We start from the raw sequence: 22598 nt of genomic DNA, 5'->3' as shown, positions 1-22598 counted from the left end.
GAATTTCTTAACTACCTCGGTTAGTTATTTTCAAAAACAGGGAAGAGTCGATGAATTGTAAGACGAATCTTAATTTGCTATAATTAACCAGTGTAAATTTTTGGTTAAAGGGAAGGTATGTATTATGGTGGATATTAAATATCGGAATAACACCATCGCAGATTTCATCTTCCAACTTAGAAAAGAGAGAAACTTGTCTTATTCTGACCTTGAGGAGCTTACTGGACTTAGCAGAGGAGTTCTTCATAAGATTGAAACTGGAGAAACGAAACATCCAGAATTTAAGACAGTGAAGGCAATTTCCCCTGTACTACTCGTTCCATATTTTCAAGTCATTGAACGCTACATTGAAAATGAAAACCGAGTCGATACTTTGTTAGAAGTTCTGGCTGAAGTTATTTCATGTGAGGAAACCGTTAGCCTTGTAACCAAGGTAGCATTACGCTTACTTGAATCTCCAAACAAGGGGACGGAAGTTTCTTTAGAACGATTGTTTAATTTTACACAAGCGATAAAGGATAATTCCCTGAAGGTAACACTATTTGAGGTTATAATTCAATATTCCAGAGGACATGGCGTTATGGTCTATTTGGCTAAAGGAATGTTACAGAAATATTTAATAGAACGGCTTGATTTTAAACGGCTGGAGCAAACGTATCAAGAAGGGCAAGAGATACTACATTACACGGATTTTTTGTCCAGAGAGGAAAAAATAGCTTTTTATTTTAGAATGGGATTACATGCTCATAATACAAAGAAATATACGGACTGTATTAAACATTGCATTACAGGTATTAACTTAGAAGATAGAGAAACTGAGCTAAAAGCTAGAGCTTATCTGGCTATGATTAATTCACACTCTCAATTAAAGCAATATGATGCGGTAGAAAGATGTTTGGATGTGTTCGAACGGTTTGAGTATGCTTTTGTTTCCGAAGCAGCTAAAATTACACGTGCCATAACCAAAGCAAGAAAAAAAGAATATGATATTGCCATTCCCCTGCTCCGAAGCTACATGAATGAACTAAGCAATAACTATAAAATAAGCATTGCAACCGAGCTTATTGAAATTTATCTGCAAACTAAAGATATGAAATCGATTGCTGAATTGCTAGAAAAAGAACGAGAGTTTTTGCCTGACAATCCTGAAAGCCCGCACACAAACTATGTCATTGGATTGTATTACCGTCAAAAAGGGGCTTATCATCTTGAAATTGGAATGGTTTATGAGGGGATACAAAGCTTTGTTCTTAGCATGAACGCTTTTGGGAAAATTAATGGGAATAAAGAGAGAGATAAGTGTATGAATCAAATTTTTGCCTATTTTTTGAAATCGAATAAACAATTTGATTTACAGTATGTAAGCATGTTGCAGGAGGTGTATAATATATAGTGATCCCAATTTAACCCAATTGGAGGTGAGTGATATGAAAAAGTTCGTCTTGATGGCAGTTCTGTCTTTCATTCTAATCGGAACTGTTCCTAATTTTCCTCCACAGCCACACCCCGGTACTGTAGTCCAAAATGCAGATGTTGATCCTGGACATTAACAAATACTTGAAGTTAGTTTGAATATTCATTTAGTTTCATAATAGTGCTTATAAAACGCCCGGACCTAGTGTTCGGGTTTTTTCTATATTTAACTTATTTCCTGTATCAACAATTGCCCAAAAAATAAAGTTGCGATACAGGAAAGTATACTCAAATCAGTAATTCAAATTAAACGGTAAAGGAGAAATTTACATGACGCCACAAGCATTTGGAGAGGAGGCTCCCACACAGTATAAAATTGATCATCTAAATGATCAAGCATTGCAGAACACAATGAATAGTATCCTGAACCAAATGAAAGAAGCGTTACAGCAAGGCGAGGGTTTAACGAGCGAATATATGGTCCAATTGAGTCAGCAATTAGATACATACGTGTTGATTGCTCAAATTCGAAAAATGCGATGTATAAACTAGAATCGTTTTGTTTGAGGTGTGTTGATGCAAGAGGATAGAAGAACTGGAATTGTTAGAGTGTTAGACAATTTAGGGAGAATTGTGATTCCCACAGAGATTAGGCGTGAGTTGAATCTTAATCCCAACGTTAAGACGGAGTATTTCTGTGATGACAAGAGAAAGGCGATTATTGTTTATCGATATCACTGCAATGAATGTTTGTTTTGCTCAGGTAAGGAACAAACCATTTACTTCAAAAAATTTTATATTTGCATGCCCTGTATTCAAAGCCTTCCAGCGCTTCAAGTGTTCTTAGCGCGGGTAGAACGTGAACGAGCCAACGAGAAAAAAAAGAAAAAACTTACCAAAAGAAGAAAAGATGTATTGGATCGACTCCATAAAGCGATGAAGGAAAATCCAGAAGCTTCGCAGAAAAAAATAGCCGAAATCTTAGGAATTTCCCAATCCTGGGTTAGTCAATTGATTAGGAACCTATAGATGTCGGTCTTTTTCGAAAATTGATTGCGACGCAACGTAAGCGTCAAACCCTACACACCTTCAAGAACTCATGAAACAGAAAAAACCTGTTGAGGTAAATCAACAGGCTGAACCCATGTTATTAAACGATATTCACACCCGCACTTGCCACTCCAAGCACTCCACTTGGTACCGTCGACGAGTATACCATCATCAATCGATCTTCCGCAGCTACAGGAATCGACAACCCAGTAGCTGTATTGTGGAGGCTGAAGCCAGCGTTAATAAGGCCCGTTAGTGTTGGAGATAGCGTTATAACAGGTCCGATTGGGTCATAAGTGTTGTTAGTGGCGGGGGCTTTATACAATTGTGCACTAACGGTAGCAGTTAATACTGGACCCAAATTTAGGGATGCTGTGACAGCAAAAAATGCAGCAATGGATGTGATTGTTCCGGCACGCGGAACTGAAAATGCGAAATCAATAGCTGTTGATTGAATAACAAGGGGATTGACGAGAATTATTTGTGTACCTTGACGGAGGGCCAAATCATTAGACCCAAATCCAACGAGTCCTACTATCTCCTGATCGCCGCTAAAAATACCAATACCACCATTAGCAACAGTTCCCATTGGATTACCAGATGCGAATGGAATGATCGCACCACCACCTGCTGGTCCTGCTGGTCCTGCTGGTCCTGCTGGTCCCGTAGGACCGGTAGCACCGGTAGCGCCGGTCAACCCCGTAGCTCCCGTAGCTCCAGTAATTCCAGTTGCTCCAGTAAGCCCCGTAGCTCCAGTCAGTCCAGTCAGTCCAGTCGGTCCGGGTGGCCCCGGAGGTCCAGGAGGTCCAGGAGGTCCAGGAGGTCCAGGAGGTCCTGCCGGTCCCGGCGGTCCCGGAATTCTACCCATTGAAAATCACGCTCCCTATAAAGTTTAATTCAAACGTCCAACAACCCATCCGCAAAGCACCTCTCATGACTTTTAAACAATATATCTTACGTCTGGCATCTATGGGAGGGTTGGACGGGTGTCTAATAGGGACTAGATTGAAATCTATTTATAGTAAAAATAGGTGAATCCCTTAAGAGTTTCGCTCTACTCATTACCCTATCGATGAATACATTACGGTATACAGAAAAAAGGAGCGATAATTTGGGATAAAATGAGACGTAAGAAAAAAAGTCACAAAGCCAAAATAAACAATCGTTTGATTGGCATTATGGTACCGAACAAACGATGGAGGAAGCCGCTCCTTCAGAATTATTTTAGATCGGGTCCCTTCAAAAAGGAAATCTTCTGTTTCAAACCAAGGGGAATCAACTGGCGTACAAGAAGCATTATTGGAGTATGCCGCAGGAGCAAAATGTTCACGGCATCCGAAGCATAGCCGTTGCGCCAATTCGCGCGAAAAACAGCTACGCCGCATTTTAACGTTCCGTTGCGGGCATCGCAGCTGTGCGAATTGATGCTTCGGCAAAAAAAGGCATGCCGCTTCTTCCGAATGGGAGAGCGGGCATGCCTTTTTCGGTTGCATCGTTTTTTTGAAGTTGACATTTTTGGATTACACGTGTAGTCTAATAAAGGATTACATCGGTAATCCAGATGAACGGAAAGGAGAGTGCAAGATTCATGAAAGAGCTGCCTAAAATATCCGAGGCCGAGTGGGAAGTGATGAAAATCCTCTGGTCCCGGTCCCCGCAAACGGCCAATGAAGTCATCGAGGCTCTCGAAGGGCAAATGGACTGGAAGCCGAAAACGGTTCGGACGCTGATCAGCCGGCTGCTGCAAAAAGATGCCATCGCCTTTCAAGAGACAGGCAGAACCTACTTGTACTATCCTCTGGTCTCGCAGGACGATTATGTGCAGACCGAGACGCATTCTTTTCTCAAGCGGCTGTACGGCGGAGCGGTCAAACCGCTGCTCGTCCATTTCTTGCGGGAACAGAAGCTGTCTTCGGACGAAATTAGCGAACTCAAACGGATTCTCGACGAGAAGACGGAAGAGGGGCCGGATCGCGACCGAAGAAAGGACAGATGACATTGGACGGTCGAAGCCTTTCACTATTGAGCTTTTTTGACTGGATATTGGAGACCTCGCTGATGGCCGGTGTGCTGGTGGGGCTCGTCTTGTTAGTCAAAATCATCGCGAGGAACAAGCTGTCTCCCAGATGGCACTACATGCTGTGGCTGGTCATTATGGCAAGGCTGCTTCTGCCGTGGGCACCCGAAAGCTCTTTCAGCGTGTATAACCTGCTTTCCTACGGCCAGGAAGCTCTGCGGACTTCCGATGCGCCTTCGCCGCGTCCGCCGGAAGCATCAACTGTTCACCAGGAGGTGTCGAACACTGCGGCAGTGAAGACCGCATCCGTGGAAACCAAGCAGGAACCGCCCGTTCAAACGGCCGAACCGGTAGAAAAGCAGCCTTCGGCAAGCTTTTCGCTGTATAAGCTCGCGTTTGTCGTGTGGCTGCTGGGCGCGGTTTGTCTTGGGATCTTGACTGTAGCCGCAAACCGGCGCGTTTATGCCCGGCTCGCAAAGCAGTCTATCATTACGGACCCCGGAATTGTCGAGCTGTTCGAACAATGCCGGAAGACGATGGCGATCCGGCAATCGATCCCGTTGATCACGGCGGGACCGATTTCCAGCCCGGCCGTGCTCGGGTTTATGCGTCCGCGCATCGTGCTGTCGGATTCGCTCATGAACATGCTGGACGATCGGCAGCTGCGGTTTATTTTTTACCACGAGCTGGCCCATGTGAAACGCAAGGACGTCGCCATGAACTGGCTGATGAACGGCTTGCTAATCCTGCACTGGTTCAATCCGGTCCTATGGTATGCCTATTACCGGATGCGCGAAGATCAGGAAATGGCTGCCGACGCGCTTGCGCTGTCCTATATCGGAGCGGAGCAAAAAGAAAGCTACGGCCATACGATCATACGCCTGTTGGAGCATTATGCCACTTTGTATCCGACCCCGGGTATGGCCAATTTATCGGGCGGAAAACAGCAGATAAAAAGGAGAATCATCATGATCAAAAATTATCATAAACAATCTTACCGCTGGTCGGTGCTCGGGTTGGCTTCCCTCATCGCCCTTTCTTCCGTGACGCTGGTCAATGCCAAAGCTTCGCCGGAGTCCGCATCCGGCAATTTGTCGGCACCCCCTGTGATCGCGACGGAATCGTCCGGCAGTTCGGAATCGACAAAGAAGCTGACGATTCACGATATCCCGTTAGACAAGAAAGTCGTTGAAGCAGCCCAAGAAGAGCTGCGCCGTTTTCTGGGAGATTCGAAAGCGGAGCTTTACGAAGTGGCGGACCCTGATATCACCACGAGATGGATCCTGCTGAATAAAAACGGAAAAGGACAAGTCGCTATCGACCGGGATACGAAGCAAATTGTGAATGCTTATGTCCAATATACGTGGGACGAAACGGATGCGGCCGTGAGAAAGGCAGCTGCGGAAGCTTTTCGTCAAGTGGATGCGAACAAAACGTTTACCGCCGAGAGCGTAGAGAGACAGAAACGTTTTGCGGACGGTAAATCGACGCATGAATGGACGCTTCAAAGCAAGGACATGATCGTTACCCTGGATGCGGACACGCTGAGCGAAAGAGGCATATTGATCAGCTATCCTTTCGCACAGGGGGACGAGAAAGCGAAGAACGCCGCACTGAACGCATTTCAACGAATGAACATCGGAAATCCGGTAGCTTTTAAACAAGCAGACCACAATTATTCCAGCGGGAGATACGATACATGGAAGTTTTTTGACGACGGCGGCAATTATGTCGTAGTGATTGGCGCCAAGACAGGCGCAATCCAATCGATCTCGGCGTTCGGCAAGAAAGTAGCCAATGAAGCCAATTTGCCCCTTCTCCTGGCTAAGGATAGAAAGCCGATCTATACGAAAGAAGAAGCCATCGCCGCGGCCAAACCGACGGTGAACAAGCTGTTCGGCATCGATCTGACCGGTTATTCGGTTGAATTCGACTCCGATAATTCCTACTTACATACCTTTGCGAAGAAGGGACAGCCGACAGTTCACGCCGATGTTGATAGAACAGGCGAGTTTTGGAACTATTGGGTTGACCCTGTGGACGGGACGATGAACGATTAAGCTTCGGCCCCTTCGCAGTATTCGAGTTAAAGACAACGAATTGGAGGACGCATTTTATGAAAACGATGAAACAACGATTCAAATCGATTCTGGCTTTAAGCATGCTATCCGTTATGGTTATGACATGGATGCTCGCCTTCGGCGCCCCGGCGTCGGCTTCCATACAGTCAATCGGAGAACTTAGTTTCGCGGTGTTGTCGGGCAAATACGAAAAGGACGCGCTGGTCGTCAAAGGAGTATTCGTCAACGTCAGCAACGTAAAAGTCAACAAGGTAGAAAAGCTCAAGCTTTCCGTGAAGGACGGCAGCGGAAACGAATTGGCGACGCGGGAATGGGACAACGATGCGTTCCTGACGGGTCTGAGCTTGGAGCCGGGCCAAAGCCAAAAATGGGATGTTACGTTTCCCGGTGCGGTCCAAGGGGCGGACTTGAAATCGCTCGATGTTACGTATCATATGACTTGCGTGACGGAGAAATGGGCCGGACGCGGCGAGGGGGTACATATTTTCATCGACAACCGGAAGCTGAACCCGGAGGTGGCTCCTTTTCTTAAGGATGGAAGCATGCTTGTGCCGCTTCGTTCCACGCTGGAAGCGCTCGGAGCGAAAGTAGAATGGAACCCCGAAACCCAAACGGTGAAGGCGACGAAAGGCAGCGATGTCATGACCTTTAAGATCGGTCAGAAATCCTCGACGATCAACGGACAAACGATCCAATTTGGCGTTCCCGCGCAAATCGTGGACGGCTCCAGCTTCATTCCGCTCCGCGACGCGTCGGAGGCTCTGGGTTGCGCCCTTTTTGTCCGCATGCACGACGCCAAATCGATGACGATTGTGATCGTGGACAAACAATAATCAAAATTTCTTGTGGAAGGAACAGATTCTTGTCTTAGCGTCAAGAATTTGTTCCTTTTACCGTTTAGGCCAAGAATATATTCTGAATCTGCCACGAACTGCAAGCCTTCTCATTTGTAATAACCTAAGAACCATTTGCATATGATCTTAGCAGCCTGCAAGGGATTAGTGGGGTGGTGGGTATTCGTAGAAAAAAAATCAAGAAGAGAAATCCATATTGGTTTTTTCGTACAACATGGAGATATCTTACCGTCAAGTATTCAAAGTTGCGGCGAGTACGTGAAAAATATAAAACTTATTATCGCAATGAAATCAATTATTATTATGAAGCGAGACGATTAGATGATGACGTTCACGAGAATTTTCGGTCCCGCACGGTGGAGACGCCTGCCTCATTTGTCGCTGTACTGACAAACGGTCGTGTTTGCAGGCAGAACGCTTTCGTTCTTACCGCCAAATATAAACTGCTGCAAGACGTTTCCTTTGAATTTAATGCAGAACATCTTAAACCAATAAAAAGACAGGACGCCTACCGAGAATGGAAATCTCGCCCTTCAAAATATTACCCCAAAACTGTCGCTGTGCTTATTTTTTGCTCGTCTGACAACTTTTATCATTGGATGTTCGATGTGTTACCAAGAATTCATTTGCTGCGGCTAAGCGGTATACGGATCGATAAATATGTCTTGAATCGTCAAGAAATTTTTCCGTTCCAAGAGGAAACGCTTGCTATTCTAGGGATCCCCAACAAAAAAATAATCGATAGTCCGATTGACCTGCAAGCCAGAAAGCTCGTAGTTCCTTCGTCAATTACCCGTTACACTTTAAATCCTCACACGAATGTAAGACCAGACGTCATTCCCAAATGGGCTTGCGATTTTCTAAGAAAAGAATTTCTTCTGCCACAGGATAACGATCGTTCGGAGAACAACGAATATATCTACATTAGCCGAGAAAATGCGAAGTACCGTAAAGTCATAAATGAGGAAGAAATTATCAATCATTTAAATGGATTTGGATTTAAAAAGGTTACGTTGGAATCTATGAAGGTTACTCAGCAAGTACAACTATTTTCTTGTGCCAAATTGATCATTGCTCCACATGGCGCCGGCCTTACGAATCTGGTATTCTGCAAACCGGGGACGAAGGTAATCGAGCTCTTTAACCCGTATTATATGCCCTCCTACTACTGGATGATCAGCAATCTTGTTCATTTGGATTATTATTACTTAGTTAACGAAGCAGAGCAATTAAATTCGGCAGCATCCGATTATAAGGTGAACATAGGCCAATTGCTGGAGCTGGTTCATTATGCCGGTCTATAGTGTGTGTAGGAGGGCTGAGATTGAAAATTTTGGTTACTGGAGGAGCGGGCTTTATTGGTTCGCATCTAGTAGATCGCTATGTAGATAACGGCCATGAAGTCATTGTTTTGGATGATCTGTCCACAGGAAACAAAGATTACAGAAATCCCGGTGCTGAATATATTTTGCTCAGCCTCTCCGATCCCCGGTTAGAAGCGATCCTTTGCGATATGAGGCCTGATCTCATTAATCACCACGCTGCACAAGCAAATGTCAGATGGTCTGTAAAAGAACCCTATATGGATATCGAAACGAATGTAACGAATACCGTTCGTTTACTTCGCGCGGCCGGTAGTGCCAAAGTGAAAAAAATAATTTTTGCTTCCTCCGGCGGAGCGATATATGGGGATAAGCCACGAAAAGCCATCTCAGAATCTTATTCCTGCAAGCCGATCTCCCCCTACGGAATTAATAAACTTGCAGCCGAACAATACGTTCGCATGTACTCGGACATATGCGGATATGAATGGATCATTTTACGTTACTCCAATGTCTATGGTCCCCGTCAAAATCCGCTTGGCGAGTCAGGTATTGTCTCGATTATTATGGACCAAATAAGAAAAGGGGAGCGACCCGTTATATTCGGAGATGGGGAGCAGGTGCGCGATTACATTCACGTAGACGATATCGTCGAAGCCAATATGCTGTTTCTGCAGCCGGACAGTATAGCGAATGAGATATTCAATGTTGGAACACAGTGCGGCACTTCATTAAATGATCTTTTACAAATCATGATGGAGGCTGCTCACAGTTCAATCCCGCCTGAATATGTATCCGCGAAAGACGGCGATTTGAGATGGAATGTGCTTGGTAATAAAAAGTTAAAAAAATTAGGGTGGTCACCAAAAATTACACTGGAATTGGGAATTGAAAAGCTGTTCCGAAATGAACAAACCACTTGACTGCTTGAAGCAAGTCAAGTGGTTTGTTTTTCATTATATTTTTTGGAAAATGATCACACCATTCCAAAAGGTAGGATGCCCGTTATAAGCGGTAGACGCATCAAAGAGTATTTTATAATCATTTACACTATTAGCCATAAAATCAAGCGTAGCTCGGCGAGGTTGTTCCCAGTTTGTATCGTCTACCATAATCATGCAATTGTTGGCGAAATAAGGTTCAGCTAACTGCAGTCCTTTTAATTGATTGTCGTAGTCGTGAGCACCATCATAAATGTAAAAACCAATCGGATCGGTGTGAGTATGAATGAAATAGTCAACATAATCCATGTTATTGAAGGAATGAGATTCGCTTTTATAATCTGAAAATCGTGATGAGAATTCCTCCTGCGGCCCTCCAAATTCCGAGAAGTTATCTACACCGATACATGTTTTATTCGGATTATTTACTATTCCGGCAATAAATGTGAAACCATGCCAAACCCCCACGTTGACAAAAGCATGATGGTTGTCCATTTGAGATACGCCTTTATTGATGATAGCCCCCAAGGCGAGGGTTGACATTCTTGGTATTTTGCACAGCTCGTATAAACTCTCTTTTGTTTGTTGATCTGCTTCTGGCAATTTCGTATTCGCTAACTCAAAATCAATCATGTTGTCAATAGGAGAGCTGGGATGCATGTTCGGCTGCAGCCATGAGAACGAGATCCCGTTTATATATTTCGTAAACCTCATTACTCTGTTCCTCCCTCCAATTTGGTGGACAATGTAGTAGTACTTTATGATGCTTCCAATCTTTTGGTGAACCTATTTTACTCCCCAAACTAGCGCTGTTATGCCATAGCCGTGTCCTTGAAACGGTGTGTTCATAAAATGTAGGAAAACGCTGTTGACCGCCAAAGGAGCTGCTAGAAACCATGACAGATTCAAGCGAATTGATGCCTCCTTCAGGTTTTTACGAATCAACATTAGATTGGATCAAACAGTCACAGAACGAACAATTGTTATATTCTATTTATCCGGAAATTCCTATTCCCGACGTTAATAAAAATGAAGAATGGCAATTGCTCGTCGATAAACCCAGATTCAGCAACAAGGCATTTGTTGCCATTGTGCCAAACGGACGGGTCTTGGGAGAGCGGGCTGTCATCTCACCCGATCATAAACTATTATGGGATGTTTCGGTGGAATGGGCGAAAATGCCGCCGGAACATTCCGTATTTCAGGAAAATAAGCTGCCGCCACTGATCAGAACCGATAAAACAGTGGCTTTGCTTACCCATCCGGCCTCTAAAAATTACTATCATTGGTTATTAGAAGCGATAGCTCGCGTTCATCTGCTGCAAATGACCCATATCAAAATAGACAAATATATCGTTAACCATCGCTGGTTGCCATTTCAGCTTCAAACGCTTGTTGCATGCGGAATACCTGCAGAAAAAATAATTCAACCGTATGACCTTTTTCATCTGCAAGCACGACAGCTAATCGTTCCATCCTATGTTAATTTGCCAAATTCGTGGTCTTGTCATTATGTTAGAAATTTACTTTTGCCACGTAGGGCCATTCAAAATGAAACAGGGTATGAGCGGATCTACATCAGACGGAATTCCTATCGAAGAGTTATAAATGAACAGGAAATATTCGGTCTGCTAGAAAAGTACGGTTTTAAAAGCGTCGAGCTGGAATCGCTGCCGTTGGATCGACAAATCAGTTTGTTTTATTCCGCAAAAATGATCGTTGCACCGCATGGAGCCGGGCTCGCCAATCTCGTTTTTTGTAATCCGGATACAAGCGTAATCGAATTATTCACACCAAGCTTTATGGAGCCGCATTATTGGTTGCTCAGCAGATTAATGCATTTAGATTACAACATGATTATTGGAAATAGAGAAAATCCGCATCATTACTGGAGTGGTTTCGACGATATGTCAATTGATCCGAAACAATTAGAGGAGGTGCTGTCATGTCTGTTGTCGTAATAACAGGTTCTGCGGGGCTGATCGGATCCGAAGCGACCGAATATTATGCGAGTCTGGGCTATCGTGTCATTGGCATTGATAACGATATGCGCCAAGACTTTTTTGGCGCGGAGGGAACAACACGGTGGAACCGAAGCCGGCTTGAGAACAACTTAGGAACGAACTATGTGCATTATGACATGGACATACGGGATAACAGCGCGCTCAGCAGAATCTTTCAAAACTACGGACCGGATATTGAGCTCATCATTCATACCGCAGCACAGCCGTCTCATGATTGGGCTGCCCGCGAGCCGCTCACTGATTTCCATATTAATGCTAGCGGGACATTGAATCTGCTTGAAATGATGCGTCAGCATTGTCCGGAAGCTGTGTTTATTTTTACCTCAACGAATAAAGTTTATGGCGACCGTCCAAACGATCTGCCATATTTGGAACAAGAAAGCCGCTGGGAGCTTGATACGGGCCATCCCTACTATAATGGAATACCGGAAACGCTCAGCGTAGACCAATGTTTGCATTCATTGTTCGGAGCATCAAAACTAGCGGCGGATATCATTGTACAGGAATACGGCCGGTATTTTCAGTTGAAGACGGTTTGTTTTCGCGGAGGTGTATTAAGCGGCTCTAAACAAGCCGGGGTGCAGCTGCATGGATTCATCAATTACCTGTTAAAATGCGCTATAACAAACAGTCCATATACCATCTTCGGATACAAAGGAAAGCAAGTTCGGGATATTATTCATGCGAGTGACGTTATCTCTGCTTTTCATGAATTTTTTCAGAATCCAAAGCGGGGAGGGGAAGTTTACAATCTTGGCGGGGGTCGCGATTCCAACATATCCATTCTTGAAGCCATTGAAATGGTTCGGCAAATTACCGGTAAAAAGTTAAGCTTCTCCTATTGTGATCAACCCAGGACGGGCGATCACATTTGGTATATTACCGATACATCAAAGTTTCGGAAGCATTATCCGAATTGGAGCATTCAAACCCCTGTAGCTCAAATTATGGAATTGATTTATAACGAAAATAAAGATCGTTGGAATATCTGAACTCATAAAAAGTCCCGGACCCCTTTACTAGTGGTTCGGGAAAGTATCATCGTTTAAAATTGATAATTCCATATTTTAAATACTTTTCTTCTCCAGCGTGGACCTCGACGTAAGAGACGATGAGTTAATGCGTTTGATAGCCGGTTGTTTAATACCACTGCTGCATGAATCTTTCCTCTTTTATTCAGTAAACGTATTTTTCTAGAGTCTTTTATCGTTCTGACATAGACATAATTTAATTTTTTGTACTTCTTCCCTACATGTGTCTTAAAGAATAAACATCCTTTTTTTGAGCCTACAACGGTTAGGATAGGCTGTCTTCTCTTCTTCCGAATAAGCTTTTTATAGATATGAAGAGATGATATCGTCATTAATTCGGAAATCGTATTGGCGGTATTTTGTTTTCCTAAGGAGTCTTCGCGAAGCCTGTAGTGATAAAGGACTTTAGGGATTTTCTGAATAGGGGAAATTTCAAACATTCGTAGCCATAGATCGTAATCATAAGAAATCTTATATTTTGGATTATACCTTCCGGCAGCGTAGAAAGCTTTTTTCGAGAACATAACCGAGCCGTGGCATAAATAGCACATGAATAACCGATTTTTATAGATTTGATCTTTTTCCAGTATTTGATTATAATATTCGACTTCAGAATTGTTGCTTACAGTCTCATCTCCGATTCGGCCTAATATCAAAGAACCTACGCCAATACTTTCAGGGTGCGACCGCAAATAATTTACCTGTTCCTCCAACCGGGTAGGTTCGCTGATATCGTCCGCGTCATGTATTGCGATCCAATCGCCCGCGGCATGCGAAATACCTAAATTAAGAGAAGCAGCTGCCCCTTGATTCGTTTCCGCATGAATGATTTTTACTCGATCATCCTCAATCGTGTCCAGGATCTCACGCGTTCGATCCATAGAACCATCATTGATGATAATAAGCTCAAATTGCGGATACGTTTGATGCAATATGCTTTGGACAGCTTCCTCAATATACTTCTCGCCGTTGTATACGGCCATAACAACAGAGATGAACATCATGAATCCTCCTTGTTTATTTGCTTATCAGCCACTCTAAGTGAGCCGCCAATTTTGGATATTCCCCTGAAGATTTCAGAAGATTCAATTCCGATAGAAAAGCATTGTTCCACTGTTCGTCCCGCATGGTCTCGGATTCGTTCATCAGGTTTACTACGGGCATGTCGTGAATCAGTAAGGTATAAATTTGGTCAAACAAAATAGGAAATGCTTGGACAAGATGTAGGTATTGATGCGGATAGTGATGAACCATCGCTTTATATTCGTCAACCAGTTCGTTGGCTTCAAGCAAGTTTTTACCGAGCCAGCACAAGGATTGGACGCCCACTTCAAATTCAGGGTGCCGAGTAAAGAAATATTTATAATTGATTAAGCCTTCCTTATTTTGGTTACCGATACTACGGGGATGTTCTTGGTGGTAAACCTTAACATGGGGGTTATCCATGATGGTTGCCCCATGTTTATATAGGCGGTAGCCAAACTCCCAATCTTCGCATCCCCAACCTTGGAATCCTTCGTCAAACGGTCCAACTTCGTCGAATGTGCTTCTCCTGACGGATATATTATGGGTAACGACAAAAATATACGGCATATGAAATCCTTCATAGTGCACGCCATGGCGGTCAATGATCTCTTGAAAGAAGGGAGCGGGGTAAGCATATTTCTTGTATCTTTGCTTGAAAATGCTCCTCTTCTTAAAAAGCCTCATCTTCGAGTATTTCTTGAAAATGCGCAGAATCCTCAATCTTCTGATGCGGGGGTTTTTTTTACGATTCAACTGTCTGAACAGCTTGAACTGTTCCGTATTAAATTTTTTATCCAATACCGTGAACGTATTGTAATGTCTTAAGCAGCCCGTTACCACTAAATTGGGATTGGCTTGATGGAGATGATAATGCTGCCCCACGTAAGTAGGGTCCAGAATCATCTCGGCATCTATGATGATCAGGACCTCCCCGGTAGCTGCTTGTATCCCGATATTTTTAGCCTTTGATCTTCCAACATTTTGTTCGCAACGGATATATCGAAAATGAAAAGGAGGACGATATTTTTGCAGTTTTGGCGTTTTATCCGTTGAGGCATCGTCTACCAAAATAACTTCCATTCTTTTCGGGTCAAAGGTTTGGTTTTCCAATGCATATAAGGAATATAAATTTTGAGGATATTTATTGTGGGTAATCATAATGACGCTTACTTGAATACTCATTGGAGGTCATCTCCCTTCTCAACATCAGGCTAATTCAAGATATATGCTTAGCCAATATGACGTGGCACGGCAAATGCATCAATTTCATCTAAACAATATTTGAGCGTACATTAGCTGATAGCGAAGCGTTGCTTACCTACATACGATGTTATTAGCCGAGCCTCGAGAAAGGAGGGGGTTTCAAATAAAAACCATTCGCAAAGCCGTCATTCCTGCAGCCGGGCTTGGAACCCGATTTCTTCCCGCTACGAAAGCAATACCGAAAGAGATGCTGCCGATCGTCGATAAACCTGCGATTCAGTATATCGTGGAAGAAGCCGTTCAATCGGGAATTCGTGACATTTACATTGTGATCGGAGACAACAAACGATCGATTCAGCAACATTTCGATAAAAACAGTGAGATTGAAATCATCTTGAGAGAGCGGCATAAGCTGGAATCGTTAAGGCTCATCGAGGAGATTAGCTCACTGGCCACTATTCATTATGTCGTGCAGAAGCAGGCACTCGGCCTCGGTCATGCGATTTGGTGCACTCGCAAGTTTATTGGCAATGAGCCTTTCGCAGTCCTACTAGGGGATATGGTAATCGATAGTCAAGTGCCTTGTTTACAACAATTAATCCATGTATACAACGAAACACAGTCGTCGGTTATCGCTGTCCAAAGGGTGGATTGGTCGGAGACAAGCAAGTTCGGCATTGTACAAGGGAAGCAAGTAAGCGAAAAGCTGACCCTTGTTACGGATTTGGTTGAAAAACCTCAAGAGGCTCCTCCTTCAAATATGGCGATCATTGGAAGATATATTTTAGAACCCAAGATTTTTGAATTTTTAGAGGAAATGCGGATCGGAATAGGCGGGGAGATTCAACTGACGGATGCCCTTCAGCAACTCATACAGGAACAGCCGTTAGGGGCATATCAGTACGAAGGAAAATTATATGATGTTGGCGATAAATTAGGTTTTCTTCAGGCAAACGTTGAATTTGCCGTTAAAAACGATAATTTAAGCGAGAAATTTAAACTTTTTTTGCACAAATTTATGGGAAGTACCGAAGAATGATCGATTGGAGTGTATTCATTGAAAAAAGTCGTTGTGACTGGTGCCGCCGGATTTCTCGGTTCGTGTCTGACCAAAAAGCTGTTGGTTGAGGGAAACCAGGTCATCGGGCTCGATAATTTAATGACCGGCAGAGTAAGCAATCTTGCAGAAATACGAAACCATGCCAACTTCATGTTTATCCAAATGGATGTCGTATCGGAACATATTCTTAGTATGAAACCGTTGGCTGGGGTTGATGAAATCTATCATTTAGCATCTCCGGCTTCCCCTAAATTTTATCAATCTGCCGCTCTTGATACGATGGCTGTCAACACCATTGGAACTAAGAATATGTTAGAGCTGGCGAAATCGAATGGAGCGAGATTGGTTTACACCAGTACAAGCGAAGCCTATGGAGATCCGGAAGTTCATCCGCAGCAAGAAATGTACCGGGGTAACGTCAATACATGGGGACCCCGAGCTTGTTATGATGAAGCCAAACGACTCGGTGAAGTATACTGTTATGAGTATTACCGTCAATTTCAAGTGCGAGTCAAAGTTGCGCGTATTTTTAACACGTATTCGGCAAACCTGCGGAACGACGACGGACGAGTAATATCGAATTTTGTGAACCAGGCCATACGGGGACAAGATATTACCGTCTACGGGGACGGGAGTCAAACGAGGTCTTTTTGCTATGTGGATGATACGATACAAGGACTTATGCGCATGATGGAAAAGGAAGCGGCAACCGGAGAAATCATTAACCTTGGAAACCCCCTGGAGTACACGGTATTGCAAGTTGCGGAGCTTGTAAAGAAGCTGACGAAGTCGAATAGCCGCATCACGTTTCATGACCTCCCGAAGGATGACCCCAAACTGCGTTGTCCGGTCATTGTTAAAGCGAAAAAACTACTGGGGTGGGAACCTCAAATTACGTTAGAGGAAGGACTTTTACGAACGATTGAGATCTACCGTTCGCAGTTGAGCGAACTCGCCGGAGGGGATGGGGCATGAATGTGGTATGCGTTGGTTCTGGCTATGTCGGAAGTGTAACGGCTGCCGCATTGGCGATGGTAGGACACGCTACAACCGTTATTGACGTTGATCTGCACAAGGTTAATTGTATAAACGCAGGGAAAAGTCCAATCTTTGAACCAGGCCTTGATTCGCTTATACAGCATAAGGCGGGCACATCATTGAAGGCTTCCGTCTCTTTTCATGATGTGCACGATGCGGATGTCGTTTTTATTTGCGTTGGTACGCCATCACTCACCGATGGTACGGCAGATTTGCGCTTTGTGAAGGCTGCCGCCCGTTCTATTGGAGAGAATCTGAACGCTGAACGGTTCACAGTCATCGTCAACAAGTCCACGGTTCCGGTTGGCACTGCCGAGTTGGTCGCCATGATCTTGGAGGAAGCGTCAGGATTAAAATCTGAGGAACAATTTGCCGTCATCAGTAACCCTGAATTTTTGAGGGAAGGCTTTGCGTTAGAAGATATTTTTTTCCCGGACCGCATTGTCATTGGCACGCTAAATCTTAAAGCAAGAACGATCATGAGGGAATTGTATAGACCGATCGTGGAGCAGCTAGTTGACGATGGGAAAATTTGGGATATATTACCGAATGAACATAATACGAAACGTCAGAAAACCGTCTATTTTGAAACCGATGCAAAAAGCGCGGAATTGATCAAGTATGCTTCAAATGCTTTTTTAGCGGTTAAAATCAGCTATATTAATGAAATCGCAAGATTATCAGAAGCACTTGGTTCGAATGTTTCGGATATTGCAAAAGGGATGGGACTCGATTCCCGAATCGGAGAGAAGTTTTTACAGGTTTCAAGCGGATGGAGCGGCAGCTGTTTTCCAAAAGATACGGGGGAGTTATTGGCGACTAGCCAAAAGTATGGGGAGGAACTCTCCATCGTTAAAGCGGCTGTCGAATCCAACCAACGGATGTACCAATTTTGTATACACAAGATTCAACAAAAATTAAAAAGCTTAAACGGAAAGACCATTGGGATTCTAGGACTGACGTTCAAACCGGATACGGATGACGCGCGTCAAACTCAAGCCATACCGATCATTCACAAACTGCTACAGTTTGGTGCCAGAATAAAAGTCCACGATCCGAAGGGGATGAACATGTTTCAGACTTTGCACGGTGAACTTCCGGTTTACTTCTGCAATCATGCCGAAGAGACTGCTGATCGCGCAAACGCGCTTATATTGTTAACGCATTGGAAGGACTATCGGCAATTAGATTGGAAACGAATGTACGATTCAATGAAAAATCCTTATATTTTGGACACACGCAATTTTTTACCGGCGACCGAATTGCGCGATATTGGATTTGATTATGAAGGTATTGGTACGAGCTAGTGTTGTTTGAACTTCCTTGTTGATGAAAGAAGACAGCCCCTGCATGCGGCAGGAGCTGTCTTCTTGCGTCCGCAATCGCTTAAAGCGAATCTGGAGTTAAATCTTGTTAATGTGCGGAAACCCGCTCGCCTCCGCCTCCCGAAGGCTGCGCCCGTTTCAGGAAGAACGAAACGATCCAAGCGGCGACGACCAGGCCGAAGGCCAGCAGAAACGCGCTCTTCATCCCGGCCATCATCGCGAGGATAGGCAGCGGGGCATCCGCTTTGGTACCCGCGGCGCTTTCCAGGAAATGCTTGGAGCCGTTGGTCATCACCGTGACCAGCAGCGCCGTTCCGACCGCGCCCGACACCTGCTGAAGCGTGCTGATAATGGCCGTGCCGTGCGGATATAACCGCGGCGGAAGCTCGTTCAACGCGTTGGTCATGACCGGCATCATCAGCATCGAAATCCCCAGCATCAACAGCGTATTCAAAATCATGATCATCGCGTACGGCGTCGACAGGGAGATCGAGGAAAACTGCCACAGCGTATTGGCGATCAGCGCCAGCCCGACGACCGCCAGCCATTTGGCGCCGAATTTATCGAACAGCCGCCCCGTAATCGGCGACATAATGCCCATCAGAACCCCGCCCGGCAGCATGACCAGACCGGCTTGCAGCGGGCTGTAACCGAGCGCGCCCTGAAGGAAAATCGGCAGCAGCATCATGGCGGAGAACATCGCCATCATAACGATCATCATGATCAGCGTCGACAATCTGAACACGTTGAATTTGAACGTTCTCAGATCCAGCAGCGGTTCCGCCAAGGTCAATTGTCTCCAAACGAACAAGCCTAAAGCGACGGCGCCGATGATCACCGGAATCAGGACTGCGCTGCTTGACCAGCCCCCGTGCCCTTCGCCGGCGCTGCTGAAGCCGTATACGATTCCTCCGAATCCACAGGTGGAGAGCAGAAGCGACAAGACGTCGATTTTCGGATTTCTCGTCTCGGTGACGTTCTTAAGCTTCAGATAAGCGATGGCGATGACCGCCAGCGCAATCGGGATGACGCTGTAAAAGAGCACCCGCCAGCTGAAATGCTCGACGATGATCCCGGACAGCGTCGGTCCGATCGCCGGGGCAAAGGTGATGACGATGCCGATCGTTCCCATGGCCGAGCCTCTTTTTTCCAGAGGGACCGTAGCCAGCACGACATTGGTCAGCAGCGGAAACAGCAGGCCGGTTCCCGACGCTTGCAACATCCTGCCGAGCAGAAGCATGCCGAATCCCGACGAGACGGCCGCCGCCAGCGTACCCAACGTGAACAAGCTCATGGCCGTGAGGAACAAGGTTCTTGTCGTAAACTTTTGAATTAAGAAAGCGGTGACCGGGATCAGCACCCCGATAACCAGCAAATATCCGGTTGTTAACCATTGAGCGGTGCTCGGCAAAATTCCGATATCCGCCATAATTTTGGACAAAGCGACATTAAGGAGCGTCTCATTCAAGATAGCTACAAATACCCCAAGAATCATAACCAAAACGACCATTAAGTTGGCTCTGCTCCCGAATGTCCCTCCGCTGTCGTTTGGTTTTGTATGGTTCTCCACGTTGTTACTCCTCTCTTTGTAAAAGCATGGTGTCTGTTAGACGACTTCTCTCTAATTCCTCCCGTGCGACATCGAATTGCATTGCGGTAAGTAGGGGCAAAAGAATGTTCAGCAGCCATTCTATTGTAACATGGATCACACGCCGTTGTTTCTTATCGATTGCGATTTTTCTATTAAAACTAAAAAATACCTATCGCAACGGCGAAGAGACCGAATCCTCCAATGAGAAGATCGGTCTACTTATTATTACACTTCCGATTAAATTTCTTTCCTGCGGAAATAAGTAAGCCCGCCGGCGAAGAAGACGAGGAAGCTTCCTAAAATAACGAACAGCAGCGTCTCCAGCGGGACGTTAAATGCGCCGTAGTCCGCCTGTCCCTTCGGCATCATGGACAGGATGGGCTGTGCCCAAGGGTAATACGGACCGTAGTCGCTCGAATTGACGATAAGCAGATTCGGAACCGTGAAGATGACATTGATCGCAAGCGGCGCGGCAAAGCTGGACCAAGCGACCGATACGAGCATTTGAAGGGAGGCCAGCGGCATGGTCGCCACCCAACCTCCCAGTACGCTTCGCAAAAAAACGTCCCATGGCACGGCCGAAGTAAAGCCCCGGACCGTCCCGACACCCAGAACGACGGCGAGCAGCAGCAACTGGGTAACGGCAAGCAGCGCGAGGACGATCGCAAATTTGGCCAAGTAAAGCTGCGTGCGGGAAATGGGCAGCGCCAGCACCTGCTTCCAGCCTCCTCCTGCATGCTCGTAACGGCAGACGAAGGCGGCGAACACCCCGGTCAGCAGCGGCAGGAACAGCAGGGCGTGCACGGCGGTCGCCATGGAAAACAGCAACTCCCATTCGGGCGTGCCCGCAACCATGGGCTGTACAAAGCCGGCGAGGCCTGCCAGGACCGGACTGACGAAGACGAGAAGCCAAATGTTGGTCTTGCGCATTTTGAGCCACTCGGAGCGCAGCACATTCAGAAACGTTCTCATTCAATTCACATCCCGTCTCGTAAAGTGAAGTAATCCGATGGTGAAAATGACGATGCCGACCGCAAGACCGGTAAAGACCGAATATTCCGGTTTGCCCGCTTCGTTCATGAGCGAAGGAAGCTTCCACAAAAACCAGTCGGGCATCTTGACGGCATATAGCGACAGGACGCCTCCGAGAATGCCGACCGTCAAGGGAAGAGCTTGGTTCCTTAATGTCACCGACAGCCACAGCTGCAGCGCCAACGCCGGAAAGGCGGCAATCACCGGATAGAAGCTCAGTTTGACGATGTTAATCAGCGGTATGTCCGTTCCGAGCTTCAGACCGAGCCCCAGCCCGACGATGCCGATGCCCAGCAGGATGCACGAGACGAGCAGCATTAGCACGCATAACGTAAATTTGGCGCTGAATACGGCAGTTCTCGTGATCGGCAGCGCCAGCAGTTGCTTCCACGAATTCATCTGGTGCTCGATGCTCGCGATCATCGACGCAATGATGGCGATGCCGAGCAGGATCGTCACGGGAAGGAGAAATTGAATGTTGCCCAGGAAAGCGCCCCAGGGGTTGGCCGCGTATTTTTCCATCAAGTAATCGTAACGCAGTCCGTAATTGGCCGCCTGCAGCGCAATGACGCCGATCGGACCGAGGAAGATCAGAAACCAGATCGCTTTCCGGCGAATTTTCAGAAAGTCGGCAGCCAGCACCCGGAACATCATAAGCTGGTTCCCTCCCCGACCATCTCAAGGAAAATATTTTCCAGCGATTTCTTCACTTCCTCCACGCGGTAAATCGAGTGTCCTGACTGAACGAGCAGCACGACGATTTCCGCAAGCGTATCGTCAGAGAGATGCTCTATCAGCAGAGAGGAATCGCGGAGCTCGGCATGGCATCCGGTCAGTGCGACCGTGCGCTGGGCGCTCTCGGGGTTCGACAGCGCGATGCGGATGCTGCTCTGGGCCCGCTCGCGCAGCCTGTCGATCGTATCCTCGAACATCATCGCGCCTTGCTGAATGATGCCGACGCGGGTAGCCATCAGCTCGATTTCGCTGAGCAGGTGGCTGGAGACGAGCACGGTAATGCCATGCTCCTTCGGCATCGCTTTGATCAGCTCGCGAATTTCCAAGATCCCCGTCGGATCGAGGCCGTTGGTCGGTTCGTCCAGAATGAGCAGCTCCGGGCGGCCGAGCAGGGCGGAGGCGATGCCGAGCCGCTGCTTCATGCCGAGGGAGAAGCCCTTGACCGGGCGCTTCGCTTCCTTGGTCAGCCGGACGATGGCGAGCACTTCGTCGATTCGCGATTTCGGCACGTCCAGAATACGGCGGATCGTCTCCAGATTTTCATAAGCGGTCAAATGGCCGTAATAGGAAGGATACTCGACCAGTGAGCCGACCTTGTGGAGAATGGCCCGCTGCTCTTTTCTCAGGTCCTTCCCGAAGATGTGAATCGTGCCTTCCGTCGGCCTGATGAGTCCGAGGAGCATGCGGATGGTCGTCGTTTTCCCCGCGCCGTTCGGGCCGAGGAAGCCGTAGATATCGCCTTTGCGGATATCCAGATCGACCTTGTCGACCGCTTTGCGTGAACGGTAATGCTTGGATAAATTATGCGTAGTTATGATGGATTCCACTTCAATCACCTCAGCCTCCATGATAGAC

The 22598-nt window shown here is 46.2% G+C and carries 21 protein-coding genes; 13 read left to right on the top strand and 8 right to left on the bottom strand.

The annotated features are described in order from the left end of the window. The first annotated feature begins 124 nt into the window (after window positions 1-124). The 3 genes from ET33_RS07385 (at window position 125) to ET33_RS07375 (ending at window position 2442) form a co-directional block, all read left to right on the top strand. Complete coding sequence (locus ET33_RS07385) at window positions 125-1393, top strand: helix-turn-helix domain-containing protein (RefSeq protein ID WP_036678718.1); 1269 nt, start codon at window positions 125-127, stop codon at window positions 1391-1393. 350 nt (window positions 1394-1743) lie between these two features. Beyond that, window positions 1744-1965: a Spo0E family sporulation regulatory protein-aspartic acid phosphatase gene (locus tag ET33_RS07380; protein WP_036678716.1), complete on the top strand. Its 222-nt coding sequence runs from the start codon at window positions 1744-1746 to the stop codon at window positions 1963-1965. A gap of 24 nt (window positions 1966-1989) precedes the next feature. Beyond that, complete coding sequence (locus tag ET33_RS07375) at window positions 1990-2442, top strand: AbrB/MazE/SpoVT family DNA-binding domain-containing protein (RefSeq protein ID WP_036678714.1); 453 nt, start codon at window positions 1990-1992, stop codon at window positions 2440-2442. A 121-nt stretch (window positions 2443-2563) separates the two neighbouring features. On the opposite strand, the gene ET33_RS37290 is transcribed toward ET33_RS07375, so the two are convergent. Then, window positions 2564-3160: an exosporium glycoprotein BclB-related protein gene (locus ET33_RS37290; RefSeq protein ID WP_200879190.1), complete on the bottom strand. Its 597-nt coding sequence runs from the start codon at window positions 3158-3160 to the stop codon at window positions 2564-2566. Between the two features lie 891 nt (window positions 3161-4051). On the opposite strand from ET33_RS37290, the gene ET33_RS07360 reads away from it, so the two are divergent. The 5 genes from ET33_RS07360 (at window position 4052) to ET33_RS07340 (ending at window position 9660) form a co-directional block, all read left to right on the top strand. Then, window positions 4052-4459: a BlaI/MecI/CopY family transcriptional regulator gene (locus ET33_RS07360; RefSeq protein WP_036678711.1), complete on the top strand. Its 408-nt coding sequence runs from the start codon at window positions 4052-4054 to the stop codon at window positions 4457-4459. 62 nt (window positions 4460-4521) lie between these two features. Then, window positions 4522-6540, top strand: coding sequence for a M56 family metallopeptidase (locus ET33_RS36270; RefSeq protein ID WP_051775168.1), 2019 nt, complete (start codon window positions 4522-4524; stop codon window positions 6538-6540). A 56-nt stretch (window positions 6541-6596) separates the two neighbouring features. Further along, window positions 6597-7394 carry a copper amine oxidase N-terminal domain-containing protein gene (locus ET33_RS37285; RefSeq protein ID WP_051775167.1) on the top strand — a complete coding sequence of 266 codons (798 nt, stop codon included), beginning with the start codon at window positions 6597-6599 and terminating at the stop codon, window positions 7392-7394. 173 nt (window positions 7395-7567) lie between these two features. Continuing rightward, window positions 7568-8719 (top strand): glycosyltransferase family 61 protein, encoded by a 1152-nt coding sequence (locus ET33_RS07345; RefSeq protein ID WP_051775166.1) that lies wholly within the window; start codon window positions 7568-7570, stop codon window positions 8717-8719. Window positions 8720-8739: 20 nt separating this feature from the next. Further along, the gene (locus tag ET33_RS07340) at window positions 8740-9660 is read left to right on the top strand and encodes an NAD-dependent epimerase/dehydratase family protein (protein ID WP_036678709.1); all 921 of its coding nucleotides are present in this window, start codon (window positions 8740-8742) and stop codon (window positions 9658-9660) included. 33 nt (window positions 9661-9693) lie between these two features. Here ET33_RS07340 and ET33_RS07335 read toward each other — a convergent pair whose 3' ends face one another. After that, window positions 9694-10392 (bottom strand): class I SAM-dependent methyltransferase, encoded by a 699-nt coding sequence (locus ET33_RS07335; RefSeq protein ID WP_036678706.1) that lies wholly within the window; start codon window positions 10390-10392, stop codon window positions 9694-9696. Window positions 10393-10574: 182 nt separating this feature from the next. Between ET33_RS07335 and ET33_RS07330 the strand changes: the two genes are divergently transcribed. Together ET33_RS07330 and ET33_RS07325 are read left to right on the top strand one after the other, a co-directional pair. Further along, window positions 10575-11639 carry a glycosyltransferase family 61 protein gene (locus tag ET33_RS07330; protein WP_036678704.1) on the top strand — a complete coding sequence of 355 codons (1065 nt, stop codon included), beginning with the start codon at window positions 10575-10577 and terminating at the stop codon, window positions 11637-11639. Further along, entirely contained in the window at window positions 11624-12694 is a 1071-nt protein-coding gene (locus tag ET33_RS07325; RefSeq protein ID WP_036678702.1) for an NAD-dependent epimerase/dehydratase family protein, read from the top strand. Before ET33_RS07330 ends, ET33_RS07325 begins: the two co-directional genes overlap by 16 nt. 53 nt (window positions 12695-12747) lie before the next feature. Here ET33_RS07325 and ET33_RS07320 read toward each other — a convergent pair whose 3' ends face one another. Both ET33_RS07320 and ET33_RS07315 read right to left on the bottom strand, forming a co-directional pair. Further along, window positions 12748-13737, bottom strand: coding sequence for a glycosyltransferase family 2 protein (locus ET33_RS07320; RefSeq protein WP_081890234.1), 990 nt, complete (start codon window positions 13735-13737; stop codon window positions 12748-12750). 13 nt (window positions 13738-13750) lie between these two features. Further along, window positions 13751-14941 carry a glycosyltransferase family 2 protein gene (locus tag ET33_RS07315; RefSeq protein ID WP_036678698.1) on the bottom strand — a complete coding sequence of 397 codons (1191 nt, stop codon included), beginning with the start codon at window positions 14939-14941 and terminating at the stop codon, window positions 13751-13753. Between the two features lie 145 nt (window positions 14942-15086). Here ET33_RS07315 and galU point away from each other — a divergent pair, with 145 nt between their 5' ends. From galU to ET33_RS07300, 3 genes are read left to right on the top strand one after another with little or no spacing between them, the layout of a single operon-like run. Next, entirely contained in the window at window positions 15087-16001 is a 915-nt protein-coding gene (gene galU / locus ET33_RS07310) for a UTP--glucose-1-phosphate uridylyltransferase GalU (RefSeq protein ID WP_051775165.1), read from the top strand. Window positions 16002-16019: 18 nt separating this feature from the next. Then, entirely contained in the window at window positions 16020-16997 is a 978-nt protein-coding gene (locus ET33_RS07305; RefSeq protein WP_036678696.1) for a UDP-glucuronic acid decarboxylase family protein, read from the top strand. Next, complete coding sequence (locus ET33_RS07300) at window positions 16994-18367, top strand: UDP-glucose dehydrogenase family protein (protein WP_036678694.1); 1374 nt, start codon at window positions 16994-16996, stop codon at window positions 18365-18367. Before ET33_RS07305 ends, ET33_RS07300 begins: the two co-directional genes overlap by 4 nt. A gap of 106 nt (window positions 18368-18473) precedes the next feature. On the opposite strand, the gene ET33_RS07295 is transcribed toward ET33_RS07300, so the two are convergent. From ET33_RS07295 to ET33_RS07280, 4 genes are all read right to left on the bottom strand, one after another. After that, complete coding sequence (locus tag ET33_RS07295; RefSeq protein ID WP_051775164.1) at window positions 18474-19955, bottom strand: DHA2 family efflux MFS transporter permease subunit; 1482 nt, start codon at window positions 19953-19955, stop codon at window positions 18474-18476. Window positions 19956-20213: 258 nt separating this feature from the next. Then, entirely contained in the window at window positions 20214-20948 is a 735-nt protein-coding gene (locus tag ET33_RS07290; RefSeq protein ID WP_036678690.1) for an ABC transporter permease, read from the bottom strand. Continuing rightward, on the bottom strand, window positions 20949-21662 hold the full coding sequence (locus ET33_RS07285) for an ABC transporter permease (protein WP_036678688.1): 714 nt from the start codon (window positions 21660-21662) through the stop codon (window positions 20949-20951). Beyond that, a complete protein-coding gene (locus ET33_RS07280) occupies window positions 21659-22579 on the bottom strand; it encodes an ABC transporter ATP-binding protein (protein WP_407668086.1) in 921 nt (306 codons plus the stop codon). The genes ET33_RS07285 and ET33_RS07280 overlap by 4 nt, the downstream gene beginning before the upstream one ends. Between the last annotated feature and the right edge of the window lie 19 nt (window positions 22580-22598).

The organism is Paenibacillus tyrphae (genome assembly GCF_000722545.1).
GTDB lineage: Bacteria > Bacillota > Bacilli > Paenibacillales > NBRC-103111 > Paenibacillus_G > Paenibacillus_G tyrfis.
This window is presented reverse-complemented; position numbering and strand designations above follow the sequence as displayed.

Bases quoted from the DNA above. Each gene is read 5' to 3' on its own strand.
- ET33_RS07380 (WP_036678716.1), top strand. From the start codon at position 1,744: ATGACGCCACAAGCATTTGGAGAGGAGGCTCCCACACAGTATAAAATT.
- ET33_RS07315 (WP_036678698.1), bottom strand. From the start codon at position 14,941: ATGAGTATTCAAGTAAGCGTCATTATGATTACCCACAATAAATATCCT.
- ET33_RS36270 (WP_051775168.1), top strand. From the start codon at position 4,522: ATGGCCGGTGTGCTGGTGGGGCTCGTCTTGTTAGTCAAAATCATCGCG.
- ET33_RS07300 (WP_036678694.1), top strand. From the start codon at position 16,994: ATGAATGTGGTATGCGTTGGTTCTGGCTATGTCGGAAGTGTAACGGCT.
- ET33_RS07320 (WP_081890234.1), bottom strand. From the start codon at position 13,737: ATGATGTTCATCTCTGTTGTTATGGCCGTATACAACGGCGAGAAGTAT.
- ET33_RS07375 (WP_036678714.1), top strand. From the start codon at position 1,990: ATGCAAGAGGATAGAAGAACTGGAATTGTTAGAGTGTTAGACAATTTA.
- ET33_RS07325 (WP_036678702.1), top strand. From the start codon at position 11,624: ATGTCTGTTGTCGTAATAACAGGTTCTGCGGGGCTGATCGGATCCGAA.
- ET33_RS07360 (WP_036678711.1), top strand. From the start codon at position 4,052: ATGAAAGAGCTGCCTAAAATATCCGAGGCCGAGTGGGAAGTGATGAAA.
- ET33_RS07385 (WP_036678718.1), top strand. From the start codon at position 125: ATGGTGGATATTAAATATCGGAATAACACCATCGCAGATTTCATCTTC.
- ET33_RS07335 (WP_036678706.1), bottom strand. From the start codon at position 10,392: ATGAGGTTTACGAAATATATAAACGGGATCTCGTTCTCATGGCTGCAG.
- ET33_RS07290 (WP_036678690.1), bottom strand. From the start codon at position 20,948: ATGAGAACGTTTCTGAATGTGCTGCGCTCCGAGTGGCTCAAAATGCGC.
- galU (WP_051775165.1), top strand. From the start codon at position 15,087: ATGTTATTAGCCGAGCCTCGAGAAAGGAGGGGGTTTCAAATAAAAACC.
- ET33_RS37285 (WP_051775167.1), top strand. From the start codon at position 6,597: ATGAAAACGATGAAACAACGATTCAAATCGATTCTGGCTTTAAGCATG.
- ET33_RS07285 (WP_036678688.1), bottom strand. From the start codon at position 21,662: ATGATGTTCCGGGTGCTGGCTGCCGACTTTCTGAAAATTCGCCGGAAA.
- ET33_RS07330 (WP_036678704.1), top strand. From the start codon at position 10,575: ATGACAGATTCAAGCGAATTGATGCCTCCTTCAGGTTTTTACGAATCA.